We start from the raw sequence: 23,154 nt of genomic DNA, 5'->3' as shown, positions 1-23,154 counted from the left end.
CTACTGAGAGGCCGCTTCCGCCGCAACGCCGCTCGGCAGCAGGATATCCACCGCCTGGCCGCCATCCTCGCTTTTGTCGAGTTGCAGGCGGGCGCCATGCAGTTCGAACAGGCCGCGGGCGACCACCAGGGAGAGGTCGGCATCGGCGCGGCGGCGGGCGGCGGAATCGGCCAGATCGGTGAAAATCTCCCGCGGCTGCAACGGCGCCAGGCCGCCGCTATGGCATTCGACGCGCAGGCGCAGGGCGCGCTCCAAGCCGTCGACGGCGAGGCGGACACGGCCACCCTGCGGCGTCGCATCGAGCGCCGCCGTGATCACGCTGTCGAGCGCCTGGCGCAGGCGCTGTTCGTCGCCGTGGACGAGGCTGCCGGAGGAAGCTGCCGGCAGGTCGAGGGCAATGGCGCGGCGATCTGCCAATTCCTGCCATTGCTGCGCCAGGTCATGCCACAGCGCCTCGGCCGGGATGATCGCCGGCTCCAGCGCCATCTGGCCGACCTCGATCGTGGCGATGGCGATGATGTCGTCCAGCAGCCGCAAGAGATGCCGCGAGACCACCATGATGTCGCGGCAATATTCCTCCTGCCGCGGATTCATCGGGCCCAGGATGCCCTGCGCCAGCACTTCGGTCATGCTGATGAGCGTGCCCAGCGGCGAGCGCAGGTCATGGGTGATGTTGTTGATGAATGCCGCATTCATCCGGTCGGTGCGTTCCAGCGCCTCGTTGCGTTCGCGCAGCGCGCGTTCGATGCGGATACTGTCGCTGACATCGAGATAGGTATACAGCACCGCGCCGTCGGGCAGCGGCACGGAAGCATAATCGATCACCATGCCGTCGCCGCGTTCCAGCCGGCCGTGGCCGGGCTTGCGCGCGGCAAAGCTGTCGATCAGCCGCTCGCGCATTTGCGTCCAATCGGGCCCGCGCTGCATCAGCGGCCGGGCGGCTTCCAGCACCTCGGTCAAATGCGGCTGGCGGTTCAGGAGATCCGGGTCGATCTGCCACAACTGGGCGAAAGCGCGGTTATACAGCGACAGGCGCCCGTCCGAGCCATAGACGACGACGGCTTCGTAGAGGTTGTCCAGCGTCGCGCGCTGTACCGCGATCATGGTGTTGGTGGCGCGTTCGAGCGTCAGCTGCCGCGTCACGTCGTCATAGGCGAACAGCAGGCCGCCGGTCGGATAGGCGCTGATGACGAGGCGGAGCGTCGATCCATCGGGCAGATGGATCAGTTCCTCCTGGCGCTCGATCACCGAGGTGAACAGGGCAAGCTGGCCGCGCTTATAGGCCTGCCAGTCGATCTGCTCGGGCAGGCGGCGGTCGGCGCGCAACTGCTCCAGCACTTCGGCAAAGGTAGGGCGCGTCTCCAGCCAGGCCTCGTCGAGCTGCCAGAGCCGCGCATAGGCGCGGTTCCAGAGCAGCAGGCGGCGGTCGGGGCCGTAGATCGCCGTCGCGGTGGAGATGGTGCGCAGCACCTCCATGTGAGCGTCCATATGGCGGCGCAACTGGCCGCGGGCATCGGCTTCGGCGGTGATGTCCTGGCCGAAGCCCAGGGTGCCGCCGGCGGCGGGCAGTTCGAAAATCCGGTAATTGCGGCGATCGCCTTCGGCGACGAAGCGGCGCTCCTCCGTCTGGAGACCTTTCGCATCCAATGCGGCCAGCGCGAGGTTGCGGCCCTGATCAAGGTCGTGCGGCGAGGCCAGCTCAAGCCCGCGTTTGACCACATCCTCGGCGGCGGTTTCGGCCAGCTGGGCGTAGCGGGCGTTGACCCAGATCAGGCGGCCCTCGGCGTCGCGCCGCCATATCGGAAACGGCGCGGCATCGAGCAGCGTCCTGGCTTCCGCCGCCGCCTTGCGCAGCGCCTCGGCCTCGACCTGATGCCGTTCGGCCGCCTGCGCCGCTTCGCTCTGGCGTTCATGCAGGATCGTCAGTTGCTGTTTCAGGGCATCGCGTTCGGCGCCGAGCCGATCGCGCGCCGCCTCGGCTGCCCGCAGCCGGCGCGAAAGGGCATAGGCACGATAAGCCAGTCCGCCGGCGAGACCGGCGGCTGCCGTCGCCGCCACTGCCAGGCTCCATAGCGCCGGGCTCAAAACGATGACTCCGCTACCCCCAACATGTCCGCCACTATCCGCAGCCCGGCCGGCGAAAACAAGGCCTCAGAACGACAATGGCCGGCCGGAGGATGCTCCGGCCGGCCATCGCCATGATCTGGCGTGTGTATCGGCTCAGTAGCGGTAGTGATCGGCCTTGAACGGGCCGGTCTCGCTGATGCCGAGATACTTCGCCTGCTGCGGGGTCAGCTTGGTCAGCTTGGCGCCGACCTTAGCCAGATGCAGGCTGGCGACCTTCTCGTCGAGATGCTTCGGCAGCGTGTAGACCTTGCGTTCGTACTTGCCTGGATTGGTCCACAGCTCGATCTGCGCCAGCACCTGGTTGGTGAAAGAGGCGCTCATCACGAAGCTCGGATGGCCGGTGGCGTTGCCCAGGTTGACCAGGCGGCCCTCCGACAGGACGATGATGCGTTTGCCGTCGGGGAACTCGACTTCATCGACCTGCGGCTTGACGTTGTGCCACTTGTAGTTCCGCAGCGCGCCGATCTGTATTTCGCTGTCGAAATGGCCGATATTGCACACGATGGCGCGGTGCTTCATCGCCCGCATATGGTCCACCGTGATCACGTCGACATTGCCGGTCGCGGTCACGAAGATGTCGCCCTTGGGCGCAGCATCTTCCATGGTGACGACCTCATAGCCTTCCATTGCCGCCTGCAGGGCGCAGATCGGATCGATTTCGGTGACCATGACGCGGCAGCCGGCATTGCGCAGGCTGGCGGCCGAGCCCTTGCCGACATCGCCGAAGCCGGCAACGACGGCGATCTTGCCGGCCATCATCACGTCGGTGCCGCGGCGGATGCCGTCCACCAGGCTTTCGCGGCAGCCATAGAGATTGTCGAATTTCGACTTGGTCACGCTGTCGTTGACGTTGATCGCGGGAAACAGCAGGCGGCCTTCCTTGGCCATCTGATAGAGGCGATGCACGCCGGTGGTGGTTTCCTCGGTGACGCCCTTGATGGCGGCGCCCATCTTCGAATACCAGCCCGGCGAAGACTTCAGCCGCTTGGCAATCGCGGCGAAAAGGACGGTCTCTTCCTCATTGGTCGGCTTGGAGATGGCGGACGGGTCCTTCTCCGCCTGGATGCCGAGATGGATCAGAAGCGTCGCGTCGCCGCCATCGTCGAGGATCATGTTCGGCGTGCCGCCATCGGCCCATTCGAAGATCTTGTGGGTATACTCCCAGTATTCCTCCAGCGTTTCGCCCTTGACGGCGAAAACCGGGATGCCGGCCTTGGCGATGGCGGCGGCGGCATGATCCTGGGTGGAGTAGATGTTGCACGAGGCCCAGCGGATATCGGCGCCGAGCGCCTTCAGCGTCTCGATCAGCACGCCGGTCTGGATGGTCATATGCAGCGAACCGGCGATGCGGGCGCCCTTGAGCGGCTGCTTCTTGCCGAATTCCTCGCGCACGGCCATCAGACCGGGCATTTCGGTCTCGGCCATGTCCAGTTCCTTGCGGCCCCAATCGGCCAGGCCGATATCCTTGATCTTGTAATCCGCGCTCATTCCGCTCGCTCCAGCTCCAGGGATCGAAAACCGGGCCGGATATAGCAGGGGCGGGGCGGCGCTGTCCAGACTTATATAAGGAAATCTTTATATAGGAATATAATGGGCGGCTATTCGGCCTCCCCGAATTTGCCCTCGACCAGCTCGGTCAACGCCTTGAGGGCGGCTTCCGCCTCGGGGCCGCTGGTCATGATCTCGATGCTGCTGCCCTGGACCCCGGCCAGCATCATCAGACCCATGATGGACTCGCCATTGACCGTCTGGCCGTCCTTATGGACCTGGATCTTCGTATTGGGGAACTTGCCCACCACTTGGACGAACTTCGCCGCCGCGCGGGCATGCAGGCCGCGCTGGTTGACGATGGTGACGCTGCGTTTCAGCGGCTCGCCCAGGCTGATCGAGGCCGCCATCAATCCGCCTCCCCCGCCAGCAGCTTGGAGGCCACGTTAATGTATTTGCGGCCGGCCTCCTGGCCGGCGCCGACGGCGGCGGCCAGGTCGGCCTTGCCGCGCACGCTGGCGAGCTTGATCAGCATCGGCAGATTGACGCCGGCGATCACCTCGACCTTGGCCTGATCCATAATCGAGATCGCAAGATTGGAGGGCGTGCCGCCGAACATGTCGGTCAGCACGATCACGCCCTTGCCCTTGTCGACCGCGGCGACCGCCGCGAGGATGTCCTTGCGGCGCTGCTCCATATCGTCATCCGGGCCGATGCAGACGGCCTGCATGTTCTGCTGCGGTCCGACCACATGCTCGGTGGCGTGGATGAATTCCTCGGCCAGACGGCCGTGGGTGACGACGACGATGCCAATCATGGAGCCGATCCTGGGACGATACCGGTCATAGGGGCGGGACGATCCTCAAATGCTGGGTCAGGTCGCGATCCACAGTCGAGCCTCAGGAACTCACCAGGTCACGATCGCGATGGCGGATATCGACACGTTGTCCGGCCTCGCGCAAGCTTTTGCCGAGCGCTTGCGCGACCGCCACGGAGCGGTGCCGACCACCGGTGCAGCCGATCGCGATGGTGAGATAGCGCTTGCCTTCGGCGGCATAGCGCGGCAGCAAGAGCGCGATCATCTCCGAAAGCCTTGCGAAAAATTCCGGATAGCCGGGATCGGCGGCGACATAGGCGGCAACGGCCGCATCCTCTCCGGTGAGCGGCCGCAGTTGCTCGTCATAATGGGGATTGCGCAGGAAGCGCACATCGAACACCAGATCGGCCTCGCGCGGCAGCCCATGCTTGTAGGAAAACGATACCACCATGATACTGAGCGTCGGCTGAGCGTCCAGCGCGAATTGCGCTGCCAGACGCTGACGCAATTCGGGAAGCGCGAGGGTGGTGGTGTCGAAAAGCACGTCGGCGCAGGCCTTCAGCGGCTGCATGAGCCGCCGCTCGGCGGCAATCCCGTCAGTGATCGGCCTGTCGGCGGCAAGTGGATGCCGGCGCCGCGTGGCGGTGAACCGCTTGAGCAGCACGTCGTCGTCGCAATCGAAAAAGACGAGCTGGGCGATCAGGTCCTCCCGGCGCTTGAGTTCGGTGACCAGCGTGGCGACGGCGTCCGCCTGGAAATCGCGGGTCCTTGTATCGATGCCGACGGCCAGCGCGCGCCGCCCGGCCGTGCCCGAGGCCGCCGCCGCTTCCTCCGGCATGGTGAGGCGCCGCAACAGCGAGATCGGCAGATTGTCGACGGCTTCGTAGCCCAGGTCCTCGAGCATCTTCAACGCCGCGGTCTTGCCGGCGCCCGACATGCCGCTGACCAGAGCGACCGGTGCAGGAGCTGAAGCAGCGGTGGCCGGGCGTGGATCTGTGCTCGCCATGCTTACGTCAGGCGCAGTGGGCCACAAGATGCGGACGCATCGCCAAGGCTTCGTCCGGCGCGAACAGGCGGCCGGCCGCTGCGCGGGCCAGCGCCCATTTCAGTTTGACGGGCGCGCTGGCGGCAAAGGCATCCAGTGTCAGGCAGGGCAGCGGAACGGAAAGCAGCGCTTCATAACGCGACTCCGGCAGGCGAGGCACATCGCTGCCGCCTGCCAGGTCGACGATCAGCCGCAACGGCGTCGGCGGCGCCGGCGCAAGTCCCATGCTGCGGATATCGACGGGGCCAATCCCGCGAATCTCGATCAGCCCGGCTATGGTCTCCGGCGCAGAGGCCAGCAGGAACGGCTTCTGGCCCGGCCTGGCATGGCGGCGGAGGATGGTTTGATCGTCTGCTACGAGCTGTGCGCCGGCATCGAGCAGGCGCAACGCGAGGTCGGATTTGCCGGCCCCGGAAGGGCCTCGCAGCAGCACCGCCGAACCGGCAAGGGCGACACAGCTTCCGTGAAGCGTCAGCATGGCCGCGCAGCCTGCCGCCGGGTGGGGGCCGAGTCAATACACCCTGCCGGGAAATCCCGAGGTATGTTGTGGATGAATTGGACCGGGAATGGTTAAAGCGGCAGGCGAACCGTGAAGCGGGCGCCGCTGGTGCCGTCGTCGCGGTTTTCAGCGTAAATCCGTCCGCCCAGCGACTGCACGATCTGACGGGCGATCGACAGGCCGAGACCGGAATGCAGGCCGAAAGCCTCTTCCGAGGGGCGGTCGCTGTAGAAGCGGTCGAAAATGGATTCCAGATTTTCTTCCGGAATGCCCGGGCCTTCATCGCTCACGCTGAACATGACATGGCGCGGCTCGCGCCGCACCGCGACGGTGATCGTGCCGCCGGGCGGGCTGAACGAGATGGCATTGTCGATGAGGTTGCGGGCGACCTGGCCGAGCCGGCTTTCGAAGCCATGCGCAAGATAGGGGCCTGGCTCGATCAGTCTGAGTTCGACCTTCGGTCCGCCGCTGGCTTCCGCGCGCACGGCATAGGTATCGACCACCGAGCGCAGCATCGCGGCGATGTCGACCGGCGCCGCTTCGGTGCGCGCCAGCTCGCTGTCGAGCCGCGACGCCGCCGAGATATCGGTAACCAGACGGTCGATCCGGCGCACATCGTCCTGCATCACCGTCAGCAGGCGCTCGCGCAGTTCCGGCTTTTCCGTGCGGGCGAAGGTTTCCATGGCGCTGCGCAACGAGGTGAGCGGATTCTTGATCTCATGCGCCACATCGGCGGCGAAACGCTCGATCGAGTCGAGGCGCTGGGTCAGCGCCGTGGTCATCGCGCGCAGCACGGCGGACAGGTCGCCGATCTCGTCGTTGCGGCCGGAGAAGTCGGGGATATGCAGATGCGCGATGCGGCCCTTGGCGGTCCGGATGCGCTCGGCGGCCTCGGCAAGGCGGTGCACCGGCCGCACGATGGCGCCGGCAAGGTAAAGCGAAGCCAGCACGGTGAAGCCGAGCACCGCGGCAAAGACCTTGAGCACCGACAGCCGTTCCTCGCGAACCCGGGTGTCGATCTCGGTGCTGTCGACGTTGAGCATGAGGGCGCCGACCACCTTGCGCAGGCCCTGCACGGGCACGGCGGTCGACAGCATGATGCGGCCGCCGCCGAGATCGCGCAGCTGGCTATAGGCATCGCCGGCCAGCGCCTTGCGCGCTTCGATATAGTCGTTGGCATGGGTGAACGGCAGTTCGACATATTTCGGCAGATCGAGATGCGTCATGAACTGCGCGTTGATGCGCTCGTAGACATGCACAAGCGCGCGCTCCCAGGGCGTGTCGATCTCCGGCGGCGGCAATTGCCGGGTAATGACGCCGCGGCCCGCCGCCAGCAGCAGGCGGCTGTCGGCGATCAACTGGCCGTCGGTGCCGTAAAGCCGGGCGCGGGCGCTCGACTGGGCGGCCAGGCGGCGCAGGAGCTGCCGCGCCATTTCCGGATCGAGGGTCGGGGTGAATTCCTCCGGGCTGATCGCGGATTCGCCCAGGGCGCCCGCCATCAGGTTGGCTTCGTAGCGCAGCGAGGTCAGGCGCGATTCGATGAGGCCCAGCCGGAACTGATCCAGGTAGAGGAAGGCCAGAATCAGCGAGATCGGCGCCGCCAGATTGATCAGCAGGATGCGGCGGGTCAGCGGCGACATCAGCCGCTGCCGCGGACGTGCCTCTTTCAGGATAGCTGCTCCTTGAAGCGATAGCCGACGCCATACAAGGTTTCGATCGCGTCGAAATCGTCATCCACGGCTTTGAACTTTTTGCGCAGCCGCTTGATATGGCTGTCGATGGTGCGATCATCGACATAGACGTTGTCGTCATAGGCCGCGTCCATCAGCTGGTCGCGGTTCTTTACATGACCCGGGCGCTGCGCCAGTGCCTCCAGCAGCAGGAATTCGGTCACCGTCAGCGTCACGTCATGCCCCTTCCAGGTGCAGCGATGCCGGGCCGGATCGAGCACCAGGGGTCCGCGCGTGATCAGCTTGTCGGCCGCGGTTTCCTCCGCTCCCGGCTTGTTCGCTTCGGCCCGGCGCAGCACTGCCTTGATGCGCTCGATCAGGAGCCGTTGGCTGAATGGCTTGGTGATATAGTCGTCCGCGCCCATCTTGAGGCCGAGCACCTCGTCGATCTCCTCGTCCTTGGAGGTGAGGAAGATCACCGGCACGTTGCTGATGCGCCGCAGGCGGCTCAAGGTCTCCATGCCGTCCAGGCGCGGCATCTTGATGTCGAGGATCACCAGGTCCGGCATCTGCTGGGTCAGATGACGCAAGGCCTCGGCCCCGTCATTATAGGTGCGGACCTTATAGCCTTCCGCCTCCAGGGCGATGGAGACGGAGGTGAGGATGTTGCGGTCGTCGTCGACCAGGGCAATGGTGGCGCTCAAGGCAAATTCCCTGATATGAAGGCCGACGTTTTCCGGCCCGAATGTGTGATTGAAGTCACGCCACTATAGCAATGCCATAGCGGAATTTCACCGGGCCCAAATAGAGTGGGACCATGAATTTTGCTCCGATTACCGCCGCCGGTCCGGCGATCCAGATCCATCTCGCCAGCACGTCGCTCGCCCTGGTGCTTGGCATCGTGATGTTGTGGCGTCCGAAAGGCACGATTTCCCATAAGAAGCTGGGCTGGCTATGGGTCGCTGCCATGACGCTGGCCGCCCTCAGCTCGTTCTGGATCAAGACGATCAACCCGGGGCATTTCGGCCCGATCCATATCCTTTCGGTAGCCACGCTGCTCAGCCTATTCTATGCCATCGTCATGATTCGCCGCGGCAAGGTGCAGCAGCATCGCCGGGTGATGATCTCGATCTTCTTCGGCGGCCTCGTCCTGGCAGGAATATTCACGCTGCTGCCCAACCGGCTGCTCGGGCATCTGCTGTTCGGATGAAGCAGGCGGGCGGCAAGCCTTACCACCATACGGCGCGCGGCTTCCGCAATCCGCCGGGCAGCCCGGACCGGCAGCCGGACTTCGCGACCAAATGGCGTTTCCTGCGCCGCATGATGCGCAACGCCAGTCAGCCGCCGCCGGTGCCGGCCGATCATGCGCTGGATCGCGATGCCGTGCTGGCCGGCTGGAATGCCTTGCCGCCGGGGCCGGCCCTGCTGTGGCTGGGGCATGCCGCTTTCCTGTTGCGGCTGGGCGGCAAGACCATTCTGCTCGATCCTTATCTGGGGGAGGTCGCCGGTCCGATCCGCCGCTTCTCGCCGCGGCGCTTCGTGCCGCCGGCACTGAAGCCCGAGCAATTGCCGCCGCTCGACGCCGTGGTAATCTCGCATAACCATTATGACCATCTCTGCGTCGACACCATGCGCCGGCTGCCGCATCGGCATCGCCTCAGCGTGGTCGTGCCGCTGAAACTCGGCCGCTTTTTCCGCCGTTTCGGTTTCCGCGATGTCATAGAGCTGGACTGGCATGACGGCCATGCGCTGGGCGATCTTTGCATTACGGCTCTGCCGGCGATCCACTGGTCGAAGCGCACATTGTTCGATGCCAACCGCACGCTCTGGGCCGGCTTTGCGCTCGAAGCCGAAGGACTGCGCGTCTATTTTTCGGGCGACACCGCCTATGGTCCAGTCTTCCGCAAGATCGGCGAACGTTACGGGCCCTTCGATTACGGCCTGGTGCCGATCGGCGCCTACGAGCCGCAGACGATCATGGCGCATCATCATGCAACGCCCGAAGAGGCGGTCGCCATCGGCCGCGATATCGGCGCGCGCCGCCTGGTGCCGATGCATTGGGGCACGGTGATCCTGACCGAAGAGCCGCCCTTCGAGCCGCCGCACCGCTATCGCGCCGCCGCGCGGCAGGCGGGCTATGCCGACGACGATGCCTGGCTGCTGCGCATCGGGGAAAGCCGCGCGCTCAAGCCCTGGCCGCAGAACTAGGCGCCGGGGCTACTCGCCCTGGCCCAGCAGCAATCCGCGCCGGCGCGCCGCTTCGAACCAGGCCATGAAGGCGGCCGAGCCGATCATCAGGTAGACGGCGTTCAGCGCGAAAGCGCCGGCCAGCAGGTCGTAGCGCACGACATGCTGGATCAGTACCGAGCGCATCCCTTCGAAGACATAGGCCGGCGGCAGCGACCAGGCGATCGGCTGCAGCCAGCCAGGCAGCACGCTGACCGGGTAGTACACGGCCGACAGCGGCAGCAGCAGGAACATCGACCCCCAGGCGACGCTTTCGGCGCCGAGGCCATAGCGCATGATCAGGCCGCAGACGGCGATGCCGAGCGACCAGCCGAACAGGGTCAGGCTGAGGAAGAAGCCGGCCAGCGCGAGGCCCATCGAGTAGATCGAGAAGCCGAAGAACCACCAGGCCATCAGGGTGACCGGGATGACGCCGACCAGGGTGCGGATCAGGCCCATCAGCAGCACCGAGGCGGCGAATTCGGTCGGCCGCAAGGGGCTGACGAAGAGATTGCCCAGGTTGCGCGACCACATCTCCTCCAGGAAGGATATGGCGACGCCGAGCTGCACGCGGAACAGGCTGTCCCACAGCATGACTCCCGAGAGCAGCACGCCGAAGGCCTGCGCGACATACGAGGTTTTGCCGGCCAGGAACTGGGTCATGAAGCCCCACATGATCATCTGCACCGTCGGCCAGTAGATCAGCTCGGCGACCCGGGTCCAGGACCCCGACAGCAGATACCAATGCCGGCGCACCATGGCGGCGATCCGGCCGGGGCTGACGCCAAGGATTTCCGTGCTCATGCGGTTTTCTCCTCGACCGGCTGTTGCTGCTCGGCTGCCTGGGCGGCCTTGCCCTGGTTGCGGGCGATATCGAGGAAGACCTCCTCGAGATTGCGCCGGCCATAGCGCGCAATCAGCTCGGCAGGCGTGCCGCGATCGACGATGCGGCCCTGTTTCATCATCAGCACCTGCTGGCAGAGCCGCTCGACCTCACTCATGTTGTGCGAGGCCAGCAGGATGGTGGCGTTACGCTCCTGCCGATAGCGCTCCAGCAGGCCGCGTACCCAGTCGGCGGTATCGGGATCGAGCGAGGCGGTCGGCTCGTCCAGCAGCAGCAGCTCCGGCGTGTTGATCAGCGCCTTGGCCAGGGCAACGCGGGTCTTCTGGCCTGCCGATAGCTGGCCGGCCGGGCGCTCCAGCAGGGCTGCGAAATCGAGTTCGCGGGCCAGTTGCTCGATGCGCTTTTCCATCTCGGGTACGGCGTAGAGCTGGGCGAAGACGCGCAGGTTCTGCCGCACGGTCAGGCGGTGCGGCAGATCGACGTACGGGCTGGAGAAATTCATCCGCGCCAGCACGCGATGGCGGTCGCGCAACATGTCGGTACCCAATACCCGGATGCTGCCGGCACTGGGTTTGAGCAGGCCGAGCAGCATCGCCAGCGTTGTCGTCTTGCCGGCGCCGTTGCCGCCCAGCAAGGCCGTCACGCTGCCCGCCGGGACGGTGAAATCGATCCCGGCGACGGCGGCGACGGCGTCGTAATGTTTGGCCAGCCCCGTCACGGCGATGGCGGCGGCAGGATGTGGTTCGAGCGACATAGGATCCGGCGAAGCGATTGGCGGCGCAAAGAAAATTGTCGGCCCGTTGATATGGACAGGCCAGAGGAATTTGTCTATAACCCCGCGCCGTTGCGGTTCCTGATGGGCCGAGACGATTGTGGGCCCAGGTAGCTCAGTTGGTAGAGCAGAGGACTGAAAATCCTCGTGTCGCTGGTTCGATTCCGGCCCTGGGCACCACCTTCTTTTCCGGGAAAAATTCGATATATCAGCGATTTAGGGGTCAATTTCCCCTTCGCGACGGTTCGCGTCCATGCGCCAGGATTCGCACCGTTTCGCACCTTTTCGCGGGTGTGCGTGCCACATGAGTGCCATATGAGGCACAAAAAAGGGGGCCCTCTCTGTTTCCCCTGCTGGAAGGCTTAGACGCCACAGGTTCCGCCCTTGCCGGAGATGTCGCAGATGTCCGCGTAGACCACCTCGGTCGCCTCGGCTTCGGCGTATTCCTTGCCGACGTGATCCAGGGCCTCGTAGTAGTTCACCGGGGTCAGCGGCTGACCACCACGGCTGCCGTCCGGGTAGCAGGTGAAGCCACGGAGCCGGTGGGCGTACTTGGCCAGGGTCTGGGCGAACTCGTCGACCTTGCCCTCGTTGTTGAGGTCGGAGCCCCACGCCGGGAGGTTGATCGTCGAGCTGATCGACATGTCGACGTAGTCCTGCACATCGGCCTGGAACTTGATCCGGCGCTCCGGATCGGCGGCCAGATCGATGGCGCTCTCGATCTTCTCCGGGTCGGCCCCGTAGCGTTCGATCAGGTCCTTGGCCGCCCCGTCGATGACATACTGATTCCGCCGGCCCGCTGTGTTGCGGTGAATAGCGCGGTTAATCTCCGCATGTTACGCGGAGATTGTTCTTGACCGTGCGGAGATTAGCTGGGCATAATCACCGCAAGAGGTGCGGAGATTATGCCCTATATCCATGAATTGCCGGACTGGCCGGAGTTTCGCTGGGATCACAAGGTTCTGGCGGAGCCGCTTGCCGCCGTCCGGCACCGGCAGGGGCGGCTGATCGGGCGGATGGAGGGGCTTGGGTTCGACCTCCGCCGCGAGGCGACGCTCCAGACCATGACCGAGGAAGTCATGAAGTCCAGCGAGATCGAGGGTGAAATCCTCGATCGCGACCAGGTGCGCTCATCCATCGCCCGGCGTCTTGGCATGGATGTCGGCGGGCTGGTTCCGGCGGACCGCGACGTCGAGGGCGTCGTCGAGATGATGCTGGATGCGACCCAGAAATACGATCAGGAACTCACCGACGAGCGGCTGTTCGGCTGGCACGCTGCGCTCTTCCCGACCGGCCGCAGCGGGATGCACCGGATCACGGTCGGCGCGTGGCGCGACGACAAGTCAGGGCCGATGCAGGTGATCTCGGGGCCGGTCGGGCGCGAGCGCGCGCATTATGAAGCGCCGAGGGCGGAGCGCGTTGCCGGCGACATGCAGGCGTTTCTTGACTGGTTCAACGGTGAGGGCGGCATCGATCCCGTGCTCAAGGCCGGCGTTGCGCATCTGTGGTTCGTGACCATCCACCCATTCGAGGACGGCAACGGGCGCATCGCGCGCGCTATCGCCGACATGCAGCTTGCGCGCTCGGAGCAGAATCCGCAGCGCTTCTACAGCATGTCCGCGCAAATCCGCCAGGAGCGCAACGCGTACTATGAGATTCTCGAAAGGACGCAGAAGGGCGATCTCGACATTACCGAATGGCTGGCGTGGTTTCTTGCGTGCCTGTCGCGGGCGTTTGACGGCGCGGAAGAGATTCTGGTGGGCGTGCTGAAGAAGGCGCGCTTTTGGGAAAAGCATGCGGGCGATTCCCTGCATGAGCGCCAGCGCGACATGCTGAACCGGTTGCTCGACGGCTTCGAGGGCAAACTAACATCGTCCAAATGGGCAAAGATCGAGAAGTGCTCGCCGGATACGGCACTGCGCGACATCACTGATCTGCTGGAGCGCGGGATACTGGTCAAGGACGAAGGAGGGGGGCGCAGCACCAGCTATTCGTTGGCTCCCACGGACTGATTGCAGGGGGAGCGCGGCGGCTGCTCCGACATCTGGCTTATCGCCGACGCGGAAGGCTATCGCACATCGCTGCTGGAGCGGCGCTCCATGCGCGTGGGGCAGGAATACCGGCTGATCCCGGTCGCACTGCCCGACGGCGTCTTTCATGCGAAGTGCATTTATCTCGCTGGCGATGAAGACGACTTACTGCTCGTGGCAGCGGCAACGTGACTTTTCACGGACATGGCAGGAACAGCGAAGTGTTCGAGGCGCTTGCGCCCGGCTTCGCCGCCAGCGCTTTTCGCGATTTTGCACTTCCTTGAGGCCGCCGGGTCGCGGCCCGACATCCGCATCCCGCGATCGGAATGGGTCGACGACTTTGCGGCGGCGCCCGCCTCGCTGCGGAACGCGGCGCAGACGAGGCGGAAGCTCCGCCGGTGCGGCTCGTGCATCCCATCAACGATCCAGTGCTGGATCAGTTACCCGGCCTTCTCGCGCCTTACGGGATATGCTCCGAGGCGGTGGTCATGTCACCTTATCATGATCGCGACGGCATCGCCTTGCGCGAGATGGCTTCGGGACTTGCGTTGTCTCGTATGAGCGTTGCAGTCACCAAAGCCGGGGCGAGCCCGTTTCCGTTCGAGAAAGCGGCGGCATGGCCGCAGCCAGTCGTGCTGGTAAAGCCGTCCCGCACCGACAGGCATTTCGTTCACGCCAAATGGTATGAATTCCAGACCGAGGCGCGCAGGCTGCTTCTTACAGGAAGCATCAACGCGACACGCAAGGCACTCATGACGACCGACAATGTCGAACCTGGCGTTGTGCGCGCGCTAGCGCGGAAGACCGTGCCGCTTGAATGGGAACCCGCCGAGCGCCCGGCCTTCGCCCCGGACGAGCGATTCCCGTCGGGGCTGAAGGGAAACGAGATCGTCTATGCGGGTTTCGATCGCCAGGATAGTTCGCTGCTGTCCGGGCGGATCATCTCCTTGCAGCCAACCGCCGGGATATGGAAGGGATGCCTCATCCAGGCGGATGGCGACGCCGTGTCGTTCGCGCAATCCTACTGGAGAAACGACATGGCTTGGCCGCAACGCATCACTTGGTTCTAGGAGGCTTCAACCCGGACGGCATCCCGCACTACTCAAATCCACCGCAAGACAACAAATTGATCTTCAATTACGGCAGCGGTGAGTAATCGAGCGTAAGGTTTGCGCATGTACGCGCCAGTGGGACACCGAGGGGGAAAAACCCAATAAAATGCGGGAAGATCGAAGTGTCCCACCTTGCTCTAAGTAGCTGAAATCGCTCACTTGAAGCATCCCGCCCCGGGCACCATTGCCCCGCTTTTCCTGCAATCCTGAACGGCGAGCCGCGCCTGGCGACAGGATTTAAGCGCGCGCTTGGGGCGAACCGTCTGGAATTGCTCGATTCTTTCTTCCAGGCGGCTCCCCGGATTGGCTTTTCGGCGTCCTCCGGCCTAAACTCCCCGCAATGACGAAAAGCACGATTTTTCCGGTTCCGTGCCGGCCGGCACGGGCGCTCCCCATAACATCTCTGCTGGTAGTCATCCTGTTCGGGACGCTGGCTTCTCCGCCGGCCGTGGCGCAGCCGGCGGCTGTTCCCGGCAGCGCGAGCCAATCCGCGGCTTCGGCGCCGCTCAGTCCGGACGAGCTGAAGGCGCTGGCCGATAGTCTGGAGAATGACGCCGAGCGCAGGAAGCTGATCGACAGCTTGCGGGCACTGGCGGCGGCGCGCGAGGCGGGCGGCAAGCCGGCGGCTGCAGGCCAGGCGGAAACGGGGCAGAACGCGGCTGCCGCCGAATCCGCCGACCCGGGGGCGGCAATCATCGACGGCATGATGATGCAGATGCGCCGCGCCGGCAGCGCCTTCGCCGCCCTGGGCGCCATATTCTCCGATCTGCCGGCGCTCGCCGACTGGGCGCGGCTGCAGGTGGAAAATCCGCATCGGCGGGCTCTGTGGACCGATGTGCTGTGGAAGCTTGGCGCGACCTTGATCGTCGCCCTGCTTCTGCAGGCGCTGGCGCATGTTCTGATCCGCCGGCCCTTGGCCGCCTTGCGGCCGCCGCAGGTGGAAGGCGAAGCCACGCCCCATCCATGGCTGCAGATGATTCTGGCGATCCTGCGCGCCCTGATCGGCCTGATTCCGATCGTGGTCTTCGCGGCCGCGGCCTACGGCATGCTGACCTTCATCGCGCCGAACGCGATCACCCGCGACTTGGCGCAGATCGTCGTGCTGGCCTTCGTCGCTGCAACGGCCGTGGGGGTCGTCGGCGATTTCCTGTTCAATCGCGGCGGCGGAGCAATGCGGGCGTTGCATGTGGATGAGGAGACTGCCGCCTATATCCTGCTCTGGCTGCGCCGGCTCAGCGCCTTTGCGATCTACGGCTATGCCATCGTGCGCATCGCCGACCGTCTGCATGTCCCGCCGGCGGCGGCCGATACCATCGCCAAGCTGATCGGCTTCGCTTTCGCCGCCCTGCTGGCCGTGCTGGTGCTGCAGGCCCGTGCGCCCGTCGCCGCCCGCATCCGCGGCACCGCGCCGCCGGCCGAAAGCCGCTGGCGGACCTGGCGCGTGCTGCGCCAGCGCGCCGGCGATGTCTGGCATGTCCTGGCGCTGCTCTATATTGCGGCGGCCTATGCAGTCTGGGCATTCGACGTCCAGGGCGGCTTTCACATCATCCTGCGCGGCACGCTGCTGACGATCGTGATTCTGTTCCTGGTCCGGCTGCTGCGCTTCGCCGCCGCGGAGGGCTTCCGGCGCCTCTTCGCCATCGGCCGCGAAACGCGCCAGAGGTTCCCCGGTCTTGAGGCGCGCGCCAATCGCTATCTGCCGCTGCTGATCGGCCTGGTGCGCGGCGCGCTGTATGTCGTTGCCGCCTTCGCCATCCTGCAGGCCTGGGGGATCGACACGCTGACCTGGGTCACGACCGAAACCGGCCGCGGCATCGTCGCCCGGATCGTCACCATCGCTCTGGTCGTGGTCACCACGCTGGTGCTCTGGGAGCTGACGGCGACGGCAATCGAATATTACCTGACGCAGCCGGGGCCGGATGGCCTGCCGACGCCGCGCTCGGGCCGCGTGCGGACCCTGCTGCCGCTGCTGCGCCGCACCGTCTCGATCGTGCTCGGCCTCATCGCCGGCCTCATCGTGCTGTCGGAACTGGGCATCAATATCGCGCCGCTTCTGGCCGGCGCCGGCGTGATCGGCATCGCCGTCGGCTTCGGCGCGCAAAGCCTGGTGAAGGACATCATCACCGGGGTCTTCATCCTGACCGAAGACACGATCTCGGTGGGAGACATCGTCGACCTCGGCGGCAATGCCGGCGTGGTGGAGGATATCTCGATCCGCACCATCCGCCTGCGCGACGCTGACGGCATCTTCCACGTCATCCCCTACAGCGAAGTCACCAAGATCAAGAACATGACACGTGGCTACGCCCAGGCCGTGTTCGAGGTCCGCGTCGCCTATCGCGAGGATATCGACAATGTCATCGCGGTGCTGAAGCAGCTTGCCGAGGAATTCCGCGCCGAACCGGAGTGGAATGCCCGCATCCTCGATCCCTTCGAGATGTGGGGCGTCGATCAGCTCGACGTTTCAGGCGTGGTGATCAAGGCGCGGTTCCGCACCCTTCCAGCGCAGCAATGGAGCGTGCGGCGCGAATTCAGCAAGCGGATCAAGAAACGCTTCGACGAACTCGGCATCGAGATTCCGTTTCCGCACCACCGGATCTATTTCGGCAGCGACAAGCAGGGCAAGGCGCCGCCGGTGCACATCGTCTCGGATGCAGCGCCTGCCGCCGCATTGGACGGCGTTGACGGGGCGGGAAAGCCGGAGGATGGCGCTGCCGCCTCCGGCGCCGAACCGAAGTCTCAGCTGCCCTAACGTCTGCGAAGATCCGGCAAGATCGCCGTTCGCGGGATCGTCATTCCGCGCGCTTGTCGCCGGTGACCATGCTTTGCGGCAGGTTCTCGCGGTGCACCAGACTGGCCAGCGCCACGCCGGCAAGATGCAATCCGATCAGCACCAGCGTGAGATTGACGAAGAACTCGTGGACTTCCTTGATCTCCCTGCCGCGGCGGTCGATGCGGCGCTGCGCCTTGGCGGCGGCGATATCCGGCGGCGGCTGGGACGGATCGGCGACGACGAAAGTTGCCAGAGGGCCGCGCTCGTAGCGCACGGCGAAGGTCGCCATGCCGGTGCCGGTCGTGGCGGCCAGCGAGAGCAGCAGCGCCACCACCATCGCGCCGCCGGCCGGGCTGTGGCCGAGATAGCGCTTGGCGCGGAAGGACACGAGGTCGCGCAGATAGCCGAATACGGCAGAGGGGCGATAGACGAAGTCGCTGAACCGCGCATGGGGCGTGCCGATGAAGCCCCAGACGATCCGGATCGTCACCACGGCGGCGATGCCGTAGCCGGCCCAGCTATGGACGATGAGGAAATCGTCCTCGCTGACATAGGCGACGATGAACAAAACGACCAATGCCCAATGTCCGAAACGGACGAGGGGATCCCAAACGCGAATGATTCTCGACATTGTGGCGGCTCTTTCGTCTGCGGAGGCTTGAAGCGGGCGTAACCGTAATGCTCGCCGCCCTGCAGCGCATTGCTGTAGATCAAGGCCCGCCGACCAAAGATGACCGGTCGCGGCTGCATCCTTGGCAGGAAGCTGCCGATCCGCTCCGGACATGGCGCCGGCGGCAAAGATCAGGCCAGCGCGGCGCGTATCTCCTTCAATGCCGCGTGCAGCCGGTCGTCGCGCACTTTCGGCAGCAACGCATCCAGCTCCGCAGCGATGCTCGCAGCGATCGGTGCGGGTTCCGCCGCCGGCAGATCCTGGCATAGCCGCTCCAGCGCCTCGGCCGGTGCGGATGCTCCGGCCTGCCGCGCCGCCAGGGCCAGGCCGCGCAACCGGGCGGCGATCTCGGTTGGCGTCAGATAGCCGAGATAGCTGTCCGGCGCTTCGGACAGCGCGCAGGCGGGAGAGGCAAAGGTCTTGCCGGTCATAGAGGCAGTATAACACGAAGATGTGAGCTTGCGCCCCGTCAGGCGGCACTAATATCGCGGCGGGGGTGATCTGCCGCTCGAAGCCGAAGGGAAGGATCGTCCATGAAGCAAGCTCTGATCGTTACCTTTTCCGCGGCATTGCTGCTGGCCGCGCCAGCCGCGTTTGCCAATCACTGCCCGATGGACATGGCCGCCATCGATGCGGCCCTGCCCAATGCCAATCTCACCGCCGACCAGAAGGCCGAGGTGACGCAGCTCCGGGCCGAAGGCGAGGCGCTGCATAAGGCCGGCCGGCACGAGCAATCGATGATGAAGCTCGACCAGGCGAAGAAGATCCTGAACATCAAATAGCGCGCGCAGCCGAGGGCCGATCCGGGCTGTTGCCGGCCGGTACGGCTCGGGCGGTCCTCGGCGTTGCTTCACCCGCAGGCCGAAAGGCGCGCCTCACCAATAGCGCGCGGCATCAAGCGATAGCGGAAAGAGGGGCGGCAAAGCGGTATTTTCCAGGGCGATCGCCCAGGGAAATCGCGCGCTTGCCCCCGGAGTCATCCCCCCGTAGATTGCGGGGCAATATATTATTCTTCGATTCGCCGCCCGCCCCATCCCAGACAGAGATCATGCTTAATCCCCGGCTCGACCTGCTGACCGATTATCCGTTCACCCGCCTGCGCGCCCTGCTCGATGCCGAGCCGCTGCCGGCTGGACTGACGCCGATCAATCTGTCGATCGGCGAACCGCAGCATCCGATGCCCGGCTTCGTCACCGAGTTCCTGACGCGCGATTTGAGCAGCCTGAGCCGCTATCCGACGCCGAACGGCACGCCGCAACTGCGCGCTGCCTGCGCCGCTTGGCTGAAGCGCCGCTATGCCCTGCCGGAAGGCCTGATCGACCCGGAGCGCCAGATCGTGGCGCTGAACGGCAGCCGCGAAGGCCTTTACATGATCGCGGGCGTGGTCGTGCCGGAGAAGAAGGGACCGAAGAACGAGCGCCCGCTGGTGCTGATGCCCAATCCCTTCTACCAGACCTATGTCGCCGCCGCGGTGACAGCCGGCGCCGAGCCGTATTTCGTGGCGGCGACGCCCGAAAACGGCTTTCTGCCGGATTTCGCCGGCCTGCCGGCCGATGTGCTGGCGCGCACGGCACTGGTCTATCTGTGCTCGCCCGCCAATCCGCAGGGCACGGTGGCGAGCCTGGATTATCTCACGCGGCTGATCGAACTGGCCCGGCAATACGACTTCGTCATCGCCTTCGACGAATGCTATGCCGAGATCTACGATCAGGTGCCGCCGCCGGGCGGACTCGAGGCGGCGCTGCGGCTCAGCGGCGGCAAGGCGAGCGATGACGCCCTGAAGAATGTCGTCGTCTTCCACTCCCTGTCGAAACGCTCCTCCATGCCGGGCCTGCGCTCCGGGTTCTGCGCCGGCGATGCCCGCATCACCCAGGCCTTCATCAAGTTGCGCAACTATGGCTGCGCCGGGCTGATGATGCCGGTGGCCGAGGCCTCCGCAGCCCTGTGGCAGGACGAACGGCATGTCGAGGAGAACCGGGCGCTCTATCGCCAGAAATTCGACATGGCGCAGAATGCCCTCGGCAACCGTTTCGGTTTCTTCCGGCCGGCGGGCGGCTTCTATCTGTGGCTCGATGTCGGCGATTCGGAGGCGGCGGCGAAGCGGCTATGGCGGCAGGCGGGCATCCGCAGCCTGCCCGGCCTGTACCTGACCCGGCCGGAAAATAACGGCGAAAAGGCCGGAAAACCGTATCTTCGCCTCGCTCTGGTGGCCGATCTGGAGACCACCAGGCTGGCGCTTCAACGAATCGGTAACGTTCTCGGGGGCTAAATCCACAAGCTGGGGCGGAGTCGCTCTGCCCCGGCCCAGTGTCGTGTCTGTGTCGTGTCTGTTTCTTATGGTTAATGGGTGATGGCAAAAGCGGCGAGGAAGGGCATGGCTTCCAGGTCGAAGAAAAAAGCGCGGTTCTTCCCGGATGGCTTCGACGAATTCCTGCGCCTGCGTGCCACCGAGGGCGGCGGGGTGCTGTTGCTCGCGGTCGGCTTCCTGCTTGCGCTCGCCCTGGCCACGTTCGATCCCGCCGACCCGAACTTCAACCATGCCACGCCGAACCCGGCGCAGAACTGGCTCGGCCTGCCGGGCGCCTATCTGTCGGACGTCCTGCTGCAGACGCTCGGCCTCTCGGCCTGGCTGCTGGTGCTGCTGCTGGCCAGCTGGGGCTTCCGCGTCGTGTCGCATCGCGGCCTGCCGCGCTGGTGGCTCAATGTCGCGCTGGTGCCGCTGACGCTGCTGCTGTTCGGCAGCTTTGCGGCGGCCTTGCCGGTGCCCACCGTCTGGAGCCTGCGCACCGGCCTGGGCGGCATTCTCGGCGACGTCATTCTCTATCGCCAGCTGGTGCCGCTGGCGGTCAGCCTTGGCCTGCCGGCCTCGGCCGTGCTGCCGGCAATCCTGTGCTTCGGCTTCGCCGTGCTGGCCTTCTACTTCGCCTCGGGCCTCAGCCTCAACGAATGGCGCAGCATGGGTGCCAGCCTGGGCCTCGGCGCCGCGGCGACGACCGGCCTTGCCGCTCAGGGACTTTATCGCAGCGGCCGGGCGGTGGCCCGCGCCGGCCAGGAAGCGCCGGAAGCGGTCGGCGGCGTGATCGGCCGCCTGCGCGGTTTCTTCAGCCGCGACAGCGAGGATGACGAGGCGCCGGCCTTGCGGAAAGCCGAACCGAGTCTGCTGAGCCGCCGCCGCGCCGTTCCGGTCGATGACGGCTATGTCGATCCGGTCGATCTCGAGGACGACGCTGACTATGAGGACGAGGATCTGCCCCGCCTGCCCGCCGCGAAGAGCGCCGAGGGCGGCCGGGTGGCCCGTCGCATCGAAAAGCCCAAGGCCGGCAGCCGGGCGGCGCGCGAGGCGCAGACTTCGTTCAATCTCGGCGATGGCGATTTCGAACTGCCGGAGCTGTCGTTGCTCAAGCCGCCGCCGGCGGATTCGGCGCGCGAGAAGATCAACGAGGATGCGCTGGAGCAGAATGCCCGCATGCTCGAATCCGTGCTCAACGAATTCGGCGTGCAGGGCGAGATCACCAAGGTGCGTCCCGGCCCGGTGGTCACCCTCTACGAACTGGAGCCGGCGCCCGGCACGAAGTCGAGCCGCGTGATCGGTCTGTCCGACGATATCGCCCGCTCGATGAGCGCCCTGTCGGCGCGCGTCGCCGTCATTCCGGGCCGCAACGCCATCGGCATCGAGCTGCCCAACGCCAAGCGCGAGACGGTTTACCTGCGCGAGCTGCTGTCTTCGGCGGAATTCGAGGCGCCGAGCAGCAAGCTGGCGCTGGCGCTCGGCAAGGATATCGGCGGTTCGCCGATCATCGCCGACCTGTCGAAGATGCCGCATCTTCTCGTCGCCGGCACCACCGGCTCGGGCAAGTCGGTGGCGATCAATACCATGATCCTGTCGCTGCTCTATCGGCTGACGCCGGATCAATGCCGCTTCATCATGGTCGATCCGAAGATGCTGGAACTCTCCGTCTATGACGGCATTCCGCATCTGCTGGCGCCGGTGGTCACCGAACCGGGCAAGGCGGTGGTGGCGCTGAAATGGACCGTGCGCGAGATGGAGGACCGCTATCGCAAGATGTCGGAACTCGGCGTGCGCAACATCGCCAGCTACAACGAGCGCCTGGCTCAGGCGCGCGCCAAGAACGAGAAGCTCGGCCGCACGGTGCAGACCGGCTTCGACGAGGAAGGCAAGCCGGTCTACGAGGAGCGGCCGATCGACCTCAACCCTCTGCCCTTCATCGTCGTCATCGTCGACGAGCTGGCCGACCTCATGCTGGTCGCCGGCAAGGACATCGAGGCCGCCATCCAGCGCCTGGCGCAGATGGCGCGCGCCGCCGGCATCCATCTGATCGTGGCGACGCAGCGGCCGTCGGTCGATGTCATCACCGGCACGATCAAGGCCAATTTCCCGACCCGCATCTCCTTCCAGGTCACCTCGAAGATCGACAGCCGCACTATCCTGGGCGAGCAGGGCGCCGAGCAGCTGCTGGGCATGGGCGACATGCTGTTCATGCCGGGCGCCGGACGGATTCAGCGCGTGCACGGGCCGTTCGTTTCCGACGAAGAGGTCGAGCGCGTCGTCAAGATCCTCAAGGACCAGGCCGAGCCGGTCTATGTCGAGGCGGTCACCGCCGATGCCGAGGGCGGCAAGTTCGGCCTGCCGGGCATGGGCGGCGAGGGCGGCGAGGAAGACAGCCTGTACGATCAGGCGGTGGCGCTTGTCTGCCGCGAGCGCAAGGCCAGCACCTCCTTCATCCAGCGTCATCTGCAGATCGGCTATAACCGCGCCGCCCGCATCATGGAGCGGATGGAGAAGGAAGGCGTGGTCGGCGCCGCCAACCATGTCGGCAAGCGCGAGGTCCTCGCCCGCAATATCGACGCGGCAGAATAGAATACGCTCATGCGCGCCGGATGTCGGCCAAGTCGCTGAAGATCGCAAAGACGGGGTGCTGCGGCTAGAGCGTAGTTCGATGTCTCTGAATCGTGTCTTGGGACCTGTTTGAGACGGTGGTGAGTCCTTTGTGAGTCGGCGCCGGTTTTGGGTTTCGGGTTTTCGACGAATCAGATTCACCATCCCTGCTGGTAGGAGGTCA

The 23,154-nt window shown here is 65.3% G+C and carries 22 protein-coding genes and 1 tRNA gene; 10 read left to right on the top strand and 13 right to left on the bottom strand.

Going from position 1 to position 23,154, the window contains the following annotated elements; genetic code table 11:
- The 8 genes from VF194_RS13050 to VF194_RS13015 form a co-directional block, all read right to left on the bottom strand.
- Positions 1–2,058, bottom strand: a complete 2,058-nt coding sequence (locus VF194_RS13050) for a PAS-domain containing protein (protein WP_330891612.1) — start codon at positions 2,056–2,058, stop codon at positions 1–3.
- Between the two features lie 162 nt (positions 2,059–2,220).
- Entirely contained in the window at positions 2,221–3,615 is a 1,395-nt protein-coding gene (ahcY, locus tag VF194_RS13045; RefSeq protein ID WP_330891611.1) for an adenosylhomocysteinase, read from the bottom strand.
- Between the two features lie 110 nt (positions 3,616–3,725).
- Positions 3,726–4,025, bottom strand: coding sequence for an HPr family phosphocarrier protein (locus VF194_RS13040; RefSeq protein WP_330891610.1), 300 nt, complete (start codon positions 4,023–4,025; stop codon positions 3,726–3,728).
- Entirely contained in the window at positions 4,025–4,432 is a 408-nt protein-coding gene (locus tag VF194_RS13035) for a PTS sugar transporter subunit IIA (protein ID WP_330891609.1), read from the bottom strand. The genes VF194_RS13040 and VF194_RS13035 overlap by 1 nt, the downstream gene beginning before the upstream one ends.
- A gap of 82 nt (positions 4,433–4,514) precedes the next feature.
- Positions 4,515–5,438, bottom strand: a complete 924-nt coding sequence (rapZ, locus tag VF194_RS13030) for an RNase adapter RapZ (RefSeq protein WP_330891608.1) — start codon at positions 5,436–5,438, stop codon at positions 4,515–4,517.
- 7 nt (positions 5,439–5,445) lie between these two features.
- Positions 5,446–5,955 (bottom strand): HPr kinase/phosphatase C-terminal domain-containing protein, encoded by a 510-nt coding sequence (locus tag VF194_RS13025; RefSeq protein ID WP_330891607.1) that lies wholly within the window; start codon positions 5,953–5,955, stop codon positions 5,446–5,448.
- 92 nt (positions 5,956–6,047) lie between these two features.
- Positions 6,048–7,616, bottom strand: a complete 1,569-nt coding sequence (locus VF194_RS13020; RefSeq protein WP_330891606.1) for a stimulus-sensing domain-containing protein — start codon at positions 7,614–7,616, stop codon at positions 6,048–6,050.
- Positions 7,617–7,642: 26 nt separating this feature from the next.
- Positions 7,643–8,350, bottom strand: a complete 708-nt coding sequence (locus VF194_RS13015; RefSeq protein WP_330891605.1) for a response regulator transcription factor — start codon at positions 8,348–8,350, stop codon at positions 7,643–7,645.
- A gap of 113 nt (positions 8,351–8,463) precedes the next feature.
- Between VF194_RS13015 and VF194_RS13010 the strand changes: the two genes are divergently transcribed.
- Both VF194_RS13010 and VF194_RS13005 read left to right on the top strand, forming a co-directional pair.
- On the top strand, positions 8,464–8,856 hold the full coding sequence (locus tag VF194_RS13010; RefSeq protein ID WP_330891604.1) for a DUF2306 domain-containing protein: 393 nt from the start codon (positions 8,464–8,466) through the stop codon (positions 8,854–8,856).
- Positions 8,853–9,854, top strand: coding sequence for an MBL fold metallo-hydrolase (locus VF194_RS13005; protein ID WP_330891603.1), 1,002 nt, complete (start codon positions 8,853–8,855; stop codon positions 9,852–9,854). Before VF194_RS13010 ends, VF194_RS13005 begins: the two co-directional genes overlap by 4 nt.
- A gap of 9 nt (positions 9,855–9,863) precedes the next feature.
- Here the strand turns inward: VF194_RS13005 and VF194_RS13000 are convergent, their stop codons facing one another.
- Both VF194_RS13000 and VF194_RS12995 read right to left on the bottom strand, forming a co-directional pair.
- Positions 9,864–10,676, bottom strand: coding sequence for an ABC transporter permease (locus VF194_RS13000; RefSeq protein WP_330891602.1), 813 nt, complete (start codon positions 10,674–10,676; stop codon positions 9,864–9,866).
- Positions 10,673–11,470, bottom strand: coding sequence for an ABC transporter ATP-binding protein (locus VF194_RS12995; RefSeq protein ID WP_330891601.1), 798 nt, complete (start codon positions 11,468–11,470; stop codon positions 10,673–10,675). The genes VF194_RS13000 and VF194_RS12995 overlap by 4 nt, the downstream gene beginning before the upstream one ends.
- Before the next feature lie 122 nt (positions 11,471–11,592).
- On the opposite strand from VF194_RS12995, the gene VF194_RS12990 reads away from it, so the two are divergent.
- Positions 11,593–11,668 (top strand) — tRNA-Phe (locus tag VF194_RS12990).
- A 182-nt stretch (positions 11,669–11,850) separates the two neighbouring features.
- Here VF194_RS12990 and VF194_RS12985 read toward each other — a convergent pair.
- The gene (locus tag VF194_RS12985) at positions 11,851–12,132 is read right to left on the bottom strand and encodes a hypothetical protein (protein ID WP_330891600.1); all 282 of its coding nucleotides are present in this window, start codon (positions 12,130–12,132) and stop codon (positions 11,851–11,853) included.
- 261 nt (positions 12,133–12,393) lie between these two features.
- Here VF194_RS12985 and VF194_RS12980 point away from each other — a divergent pair, with 261 nt between their 5' ends.
- The 4 genes from VF194_RS12980 (at position 12,394) to VF194_RS12965 (ending at position 17,382) form a co-directional block, all read left to right on the top strand.
- Complete coding sequence (locus VF194_RS12980; RefSeq protein ID WP_414656101.1) at positions 12,394–13,500, top strand: Fic family protein; 1,107 nt, start codon at positions 12,394–12,396, stop codon at positions 13,498–13,500.
- Positions 13,501–13,710: a hypothetical protein gene (locus tag VF194_RS12975; protein ID WP_330891599.1), complete on the top strand. Its 210-nt coding sequence runs from the start codon at positions 13,501–13,503 to the stop codon at positions 13,708–13,710.
- Between the two features lie 134 nt (positions 13,711–13,844).
- Positions 13,845–14,588, top strand: coding sequence for a hypothetical protein (locus VF194_RS12970; protein ID WP_330891598.1), 744 nt, complete (start codon positions 13,845–13,847; stop codon positions 14,586–14,588).
- Between the two features lie 490 nt (positions 14,589–15,078).
- Positions 15,079–17,382 carry a mechanosensitive ion channel domain-containing protein gene (locus VF194_RS12965; RefSeq protein ID WP_330891597.1) on the top strand — a complete coding sequence of 768 codons (2,304 nt, stop codon included), beginning with the start codon at positions 15,079–15,081 and terminating at the stop codon, positions 17,380–17,382.
- A 40-nt stretch (positions 17,383–17,422) separates the two neighbouring features.
- Here VF194_RS12965 and VF194_RS12960 read toward each other — a convergent pair whose 3' ends face one another.
- Positions 17,423–18,034, bottom strand: a complete 612-nt coding sequence (locus tag VF194_RS12960; protein ID WP_330891596.1) for a cytochrome b/b6 domain-containing protein — start codon at positions 18,032–18,034, stop codon at positions 17,423–17,425.
- A gap of 170 nt (positions 18,035–18,204) precedes the next feature.
- Positions 18,205–18,504, bottom strand: coding sequence for a hypothetical protein (locus VF194_RS12955; RefSeq protein ID WP_330891595.1), 300 nt, complete (start codon positions 18,502–18,504; stop codon positions 18,205–18,207).
- A 102-nt stretch (positions 18,505–18,606) separates the two neighbouring features.
- Here VF194_RS12955 and VF194_RS12950 point away from each other — a divergent pair, with 102 nt between their 5' ends.
- From VF194_RS12950 to VF194_RS12940, 3 genes are all read left to right on the top strand, one after another.
- Positions 18,607–18,855, top strand: coding sequence for a hypothetical protein (locus tag VF194_RS12950; protein ID WP_330891594.1), 249 nt, complete (start codon positions 18,607–18,609; stop codon positions 18,853–18,855).
- Positions 18,856–19,121: 266 nt separating this feature from the next.
- Complete coding sequence (locus tag VF194_RS12945) at positions 19,122–20,342, top strand: aminotransferase class I/II-fold pyridoxal phosphate-dependent enzyme (protein WP_330891593.1); 1,221 nt, start codon at positions 19,122–19,124, stop codon at positions 20,340–20,342.
- A 105-nt stretch (positions 20,343–20,447) separates the two neighbouring features.
- On the top strand, positions 20,448–22,952 hold the full coding sequence (locus VF194_RS12940; RefSeq protein WP_330891592.1) for a DNA translocase FtsK: 2,505 nt from the start codon (positions 20,448–20,450) through the stop codon (positions 22,950–22,952).
- Positions 22,953–23,154 lie beyond the last annotated feature (202 nt).

Source organism: Ferrovibrio sp. (genome assembly GCF_036381655.1).
Taxonomy (GTDB): Bacteria; Pseudomonadota; Alphaproteobacteria; order Ferrovibrionales; family Ferrovibrionaceae; genus Ferrovibrio.
This window is presented reverse-complemented; position numbering and strand designations above follow the sequence as displayed.

Coding starts and splice junctions, on each gene's coding strand:
- VF194_RS12960 (WP_330891596.1), bottom strand. CDS start 18,034: ATGTCGAGAATCATTCGCGTTTGGGATCCCCTCGTCCGTTTCGGACAT.
- VF194_RS13010 (WP_330891604.1), top strand. CDS start 8,464: ATGAATTTTGCTCCGATTACCGCCGCCGGTCCGGCGATCCAGATCCAT.
- ahcY (WP_330891611.1), bottom strand. CDS start 3,615: ATGAGCGCGGATTACAAGATCAAGGATATCGGCCTGGCCGATTGGGGC.
- VF194_RS13000 (WP_330891602.1), bottom strand. CDS start 10,676: ATGAGCACGGAAATCCTTGGCGTCAGCCCCGGCCGGATCGCCGCCATG.
- VF194_RS12945 (WP_330891593.1), top strand. CDS start 19,122: ATGCTTAATCCCCGGCTCGACCTGCTGACCGATTATCCGTTCACCCGC.
- VF194_RS13035 (WP_330891609.1), bottom strand. CDS start 4,432: ATGATTGGCATCGTCGTCGTCACCCACGGCCGTCTGGCCGAGGAATTC.
- VF194_RS12985 (WP_330891600.1), bottom strand. CDS start 12,132: ATGTCGATCAGCTCGACGATCAACCTCCCGGCGTGGGGCTCCGACCTC.
- VF194_RS12970 (WP_330891598.1), top strand. CDS start 13,845: ATGGGTCGACGACTTTGCGGCGGCGCCCGCCTCGCTGCGGAACGCGGC.
- VF194_RS12955 (WP_330891595.1), bottom strand. CDS start 18,504: ATGACCGGCAAGACCTTTGCCTCTCCCGCCTGCGCGCTGTCCGAAGCG.
- VF194_RS13025 (WP_330891607.1), bottom strand. CDS start 5,955: ATGCTGACGCTTCACGGAAGCTGTGTCGCCCTTGCCGGTTCGGCGGTG.
- VF194_RS12940 (WP_330891592.1), top strand. CDS start 20,448: ATGGCTTCCAGGTCGAAGAAAAAAGCGCGGTTCTTCCCGGATGGCTTC.
- VF194_RS13005 (WP_330891603.1), top strand. CDS start 8,853: ATGAAGCAGGCGGGCGGCAAGCCTTACCACCATACGGCGCGCGGCTTC.
- rapZ (WP_330891608.1), bottom strand. CDS start 5,438: ATGGCGAGCACAGATCCACGCCCGGCCACCGCTGCTTCAGCTCCTGCA.
- VF194_RS12980 (WP_414656101.1), top strand. CDS start 12,394: ATGCCCTATATCCATGAATTGCCGGACTGGCCGGAGTTTCGCTGGGAT.
- VF194_RS12995 (WP_330891601.1), bottom strand. CDS start 11,470: ATGTCGCTCGAACCACATCCTGCCGCCGCCATCGCCGTGACGGGGCTG.
- VF194_RS12950 (WP_330891594.1), top strand. CDS start 18,607: ATGAAGCAAGCTCTGATCGTTACCTTTTCCGCGGCATTGCTGCTGGCC.
- VF194_RS13020 (WP_330891606.1), bottom strand. CDS start 7,616: ATGTCGCCGCTGACCCGCCGCATCCTGCTGATCAATCTGGCGGCGCCG.
- VF194_RS13040 (WP_330891610.1), bottom strand. CDS start 4,025: ATGGCGGCCTCGATCAGCCTGGGCGAGCCGCTGAAACGCAGCGTCACC.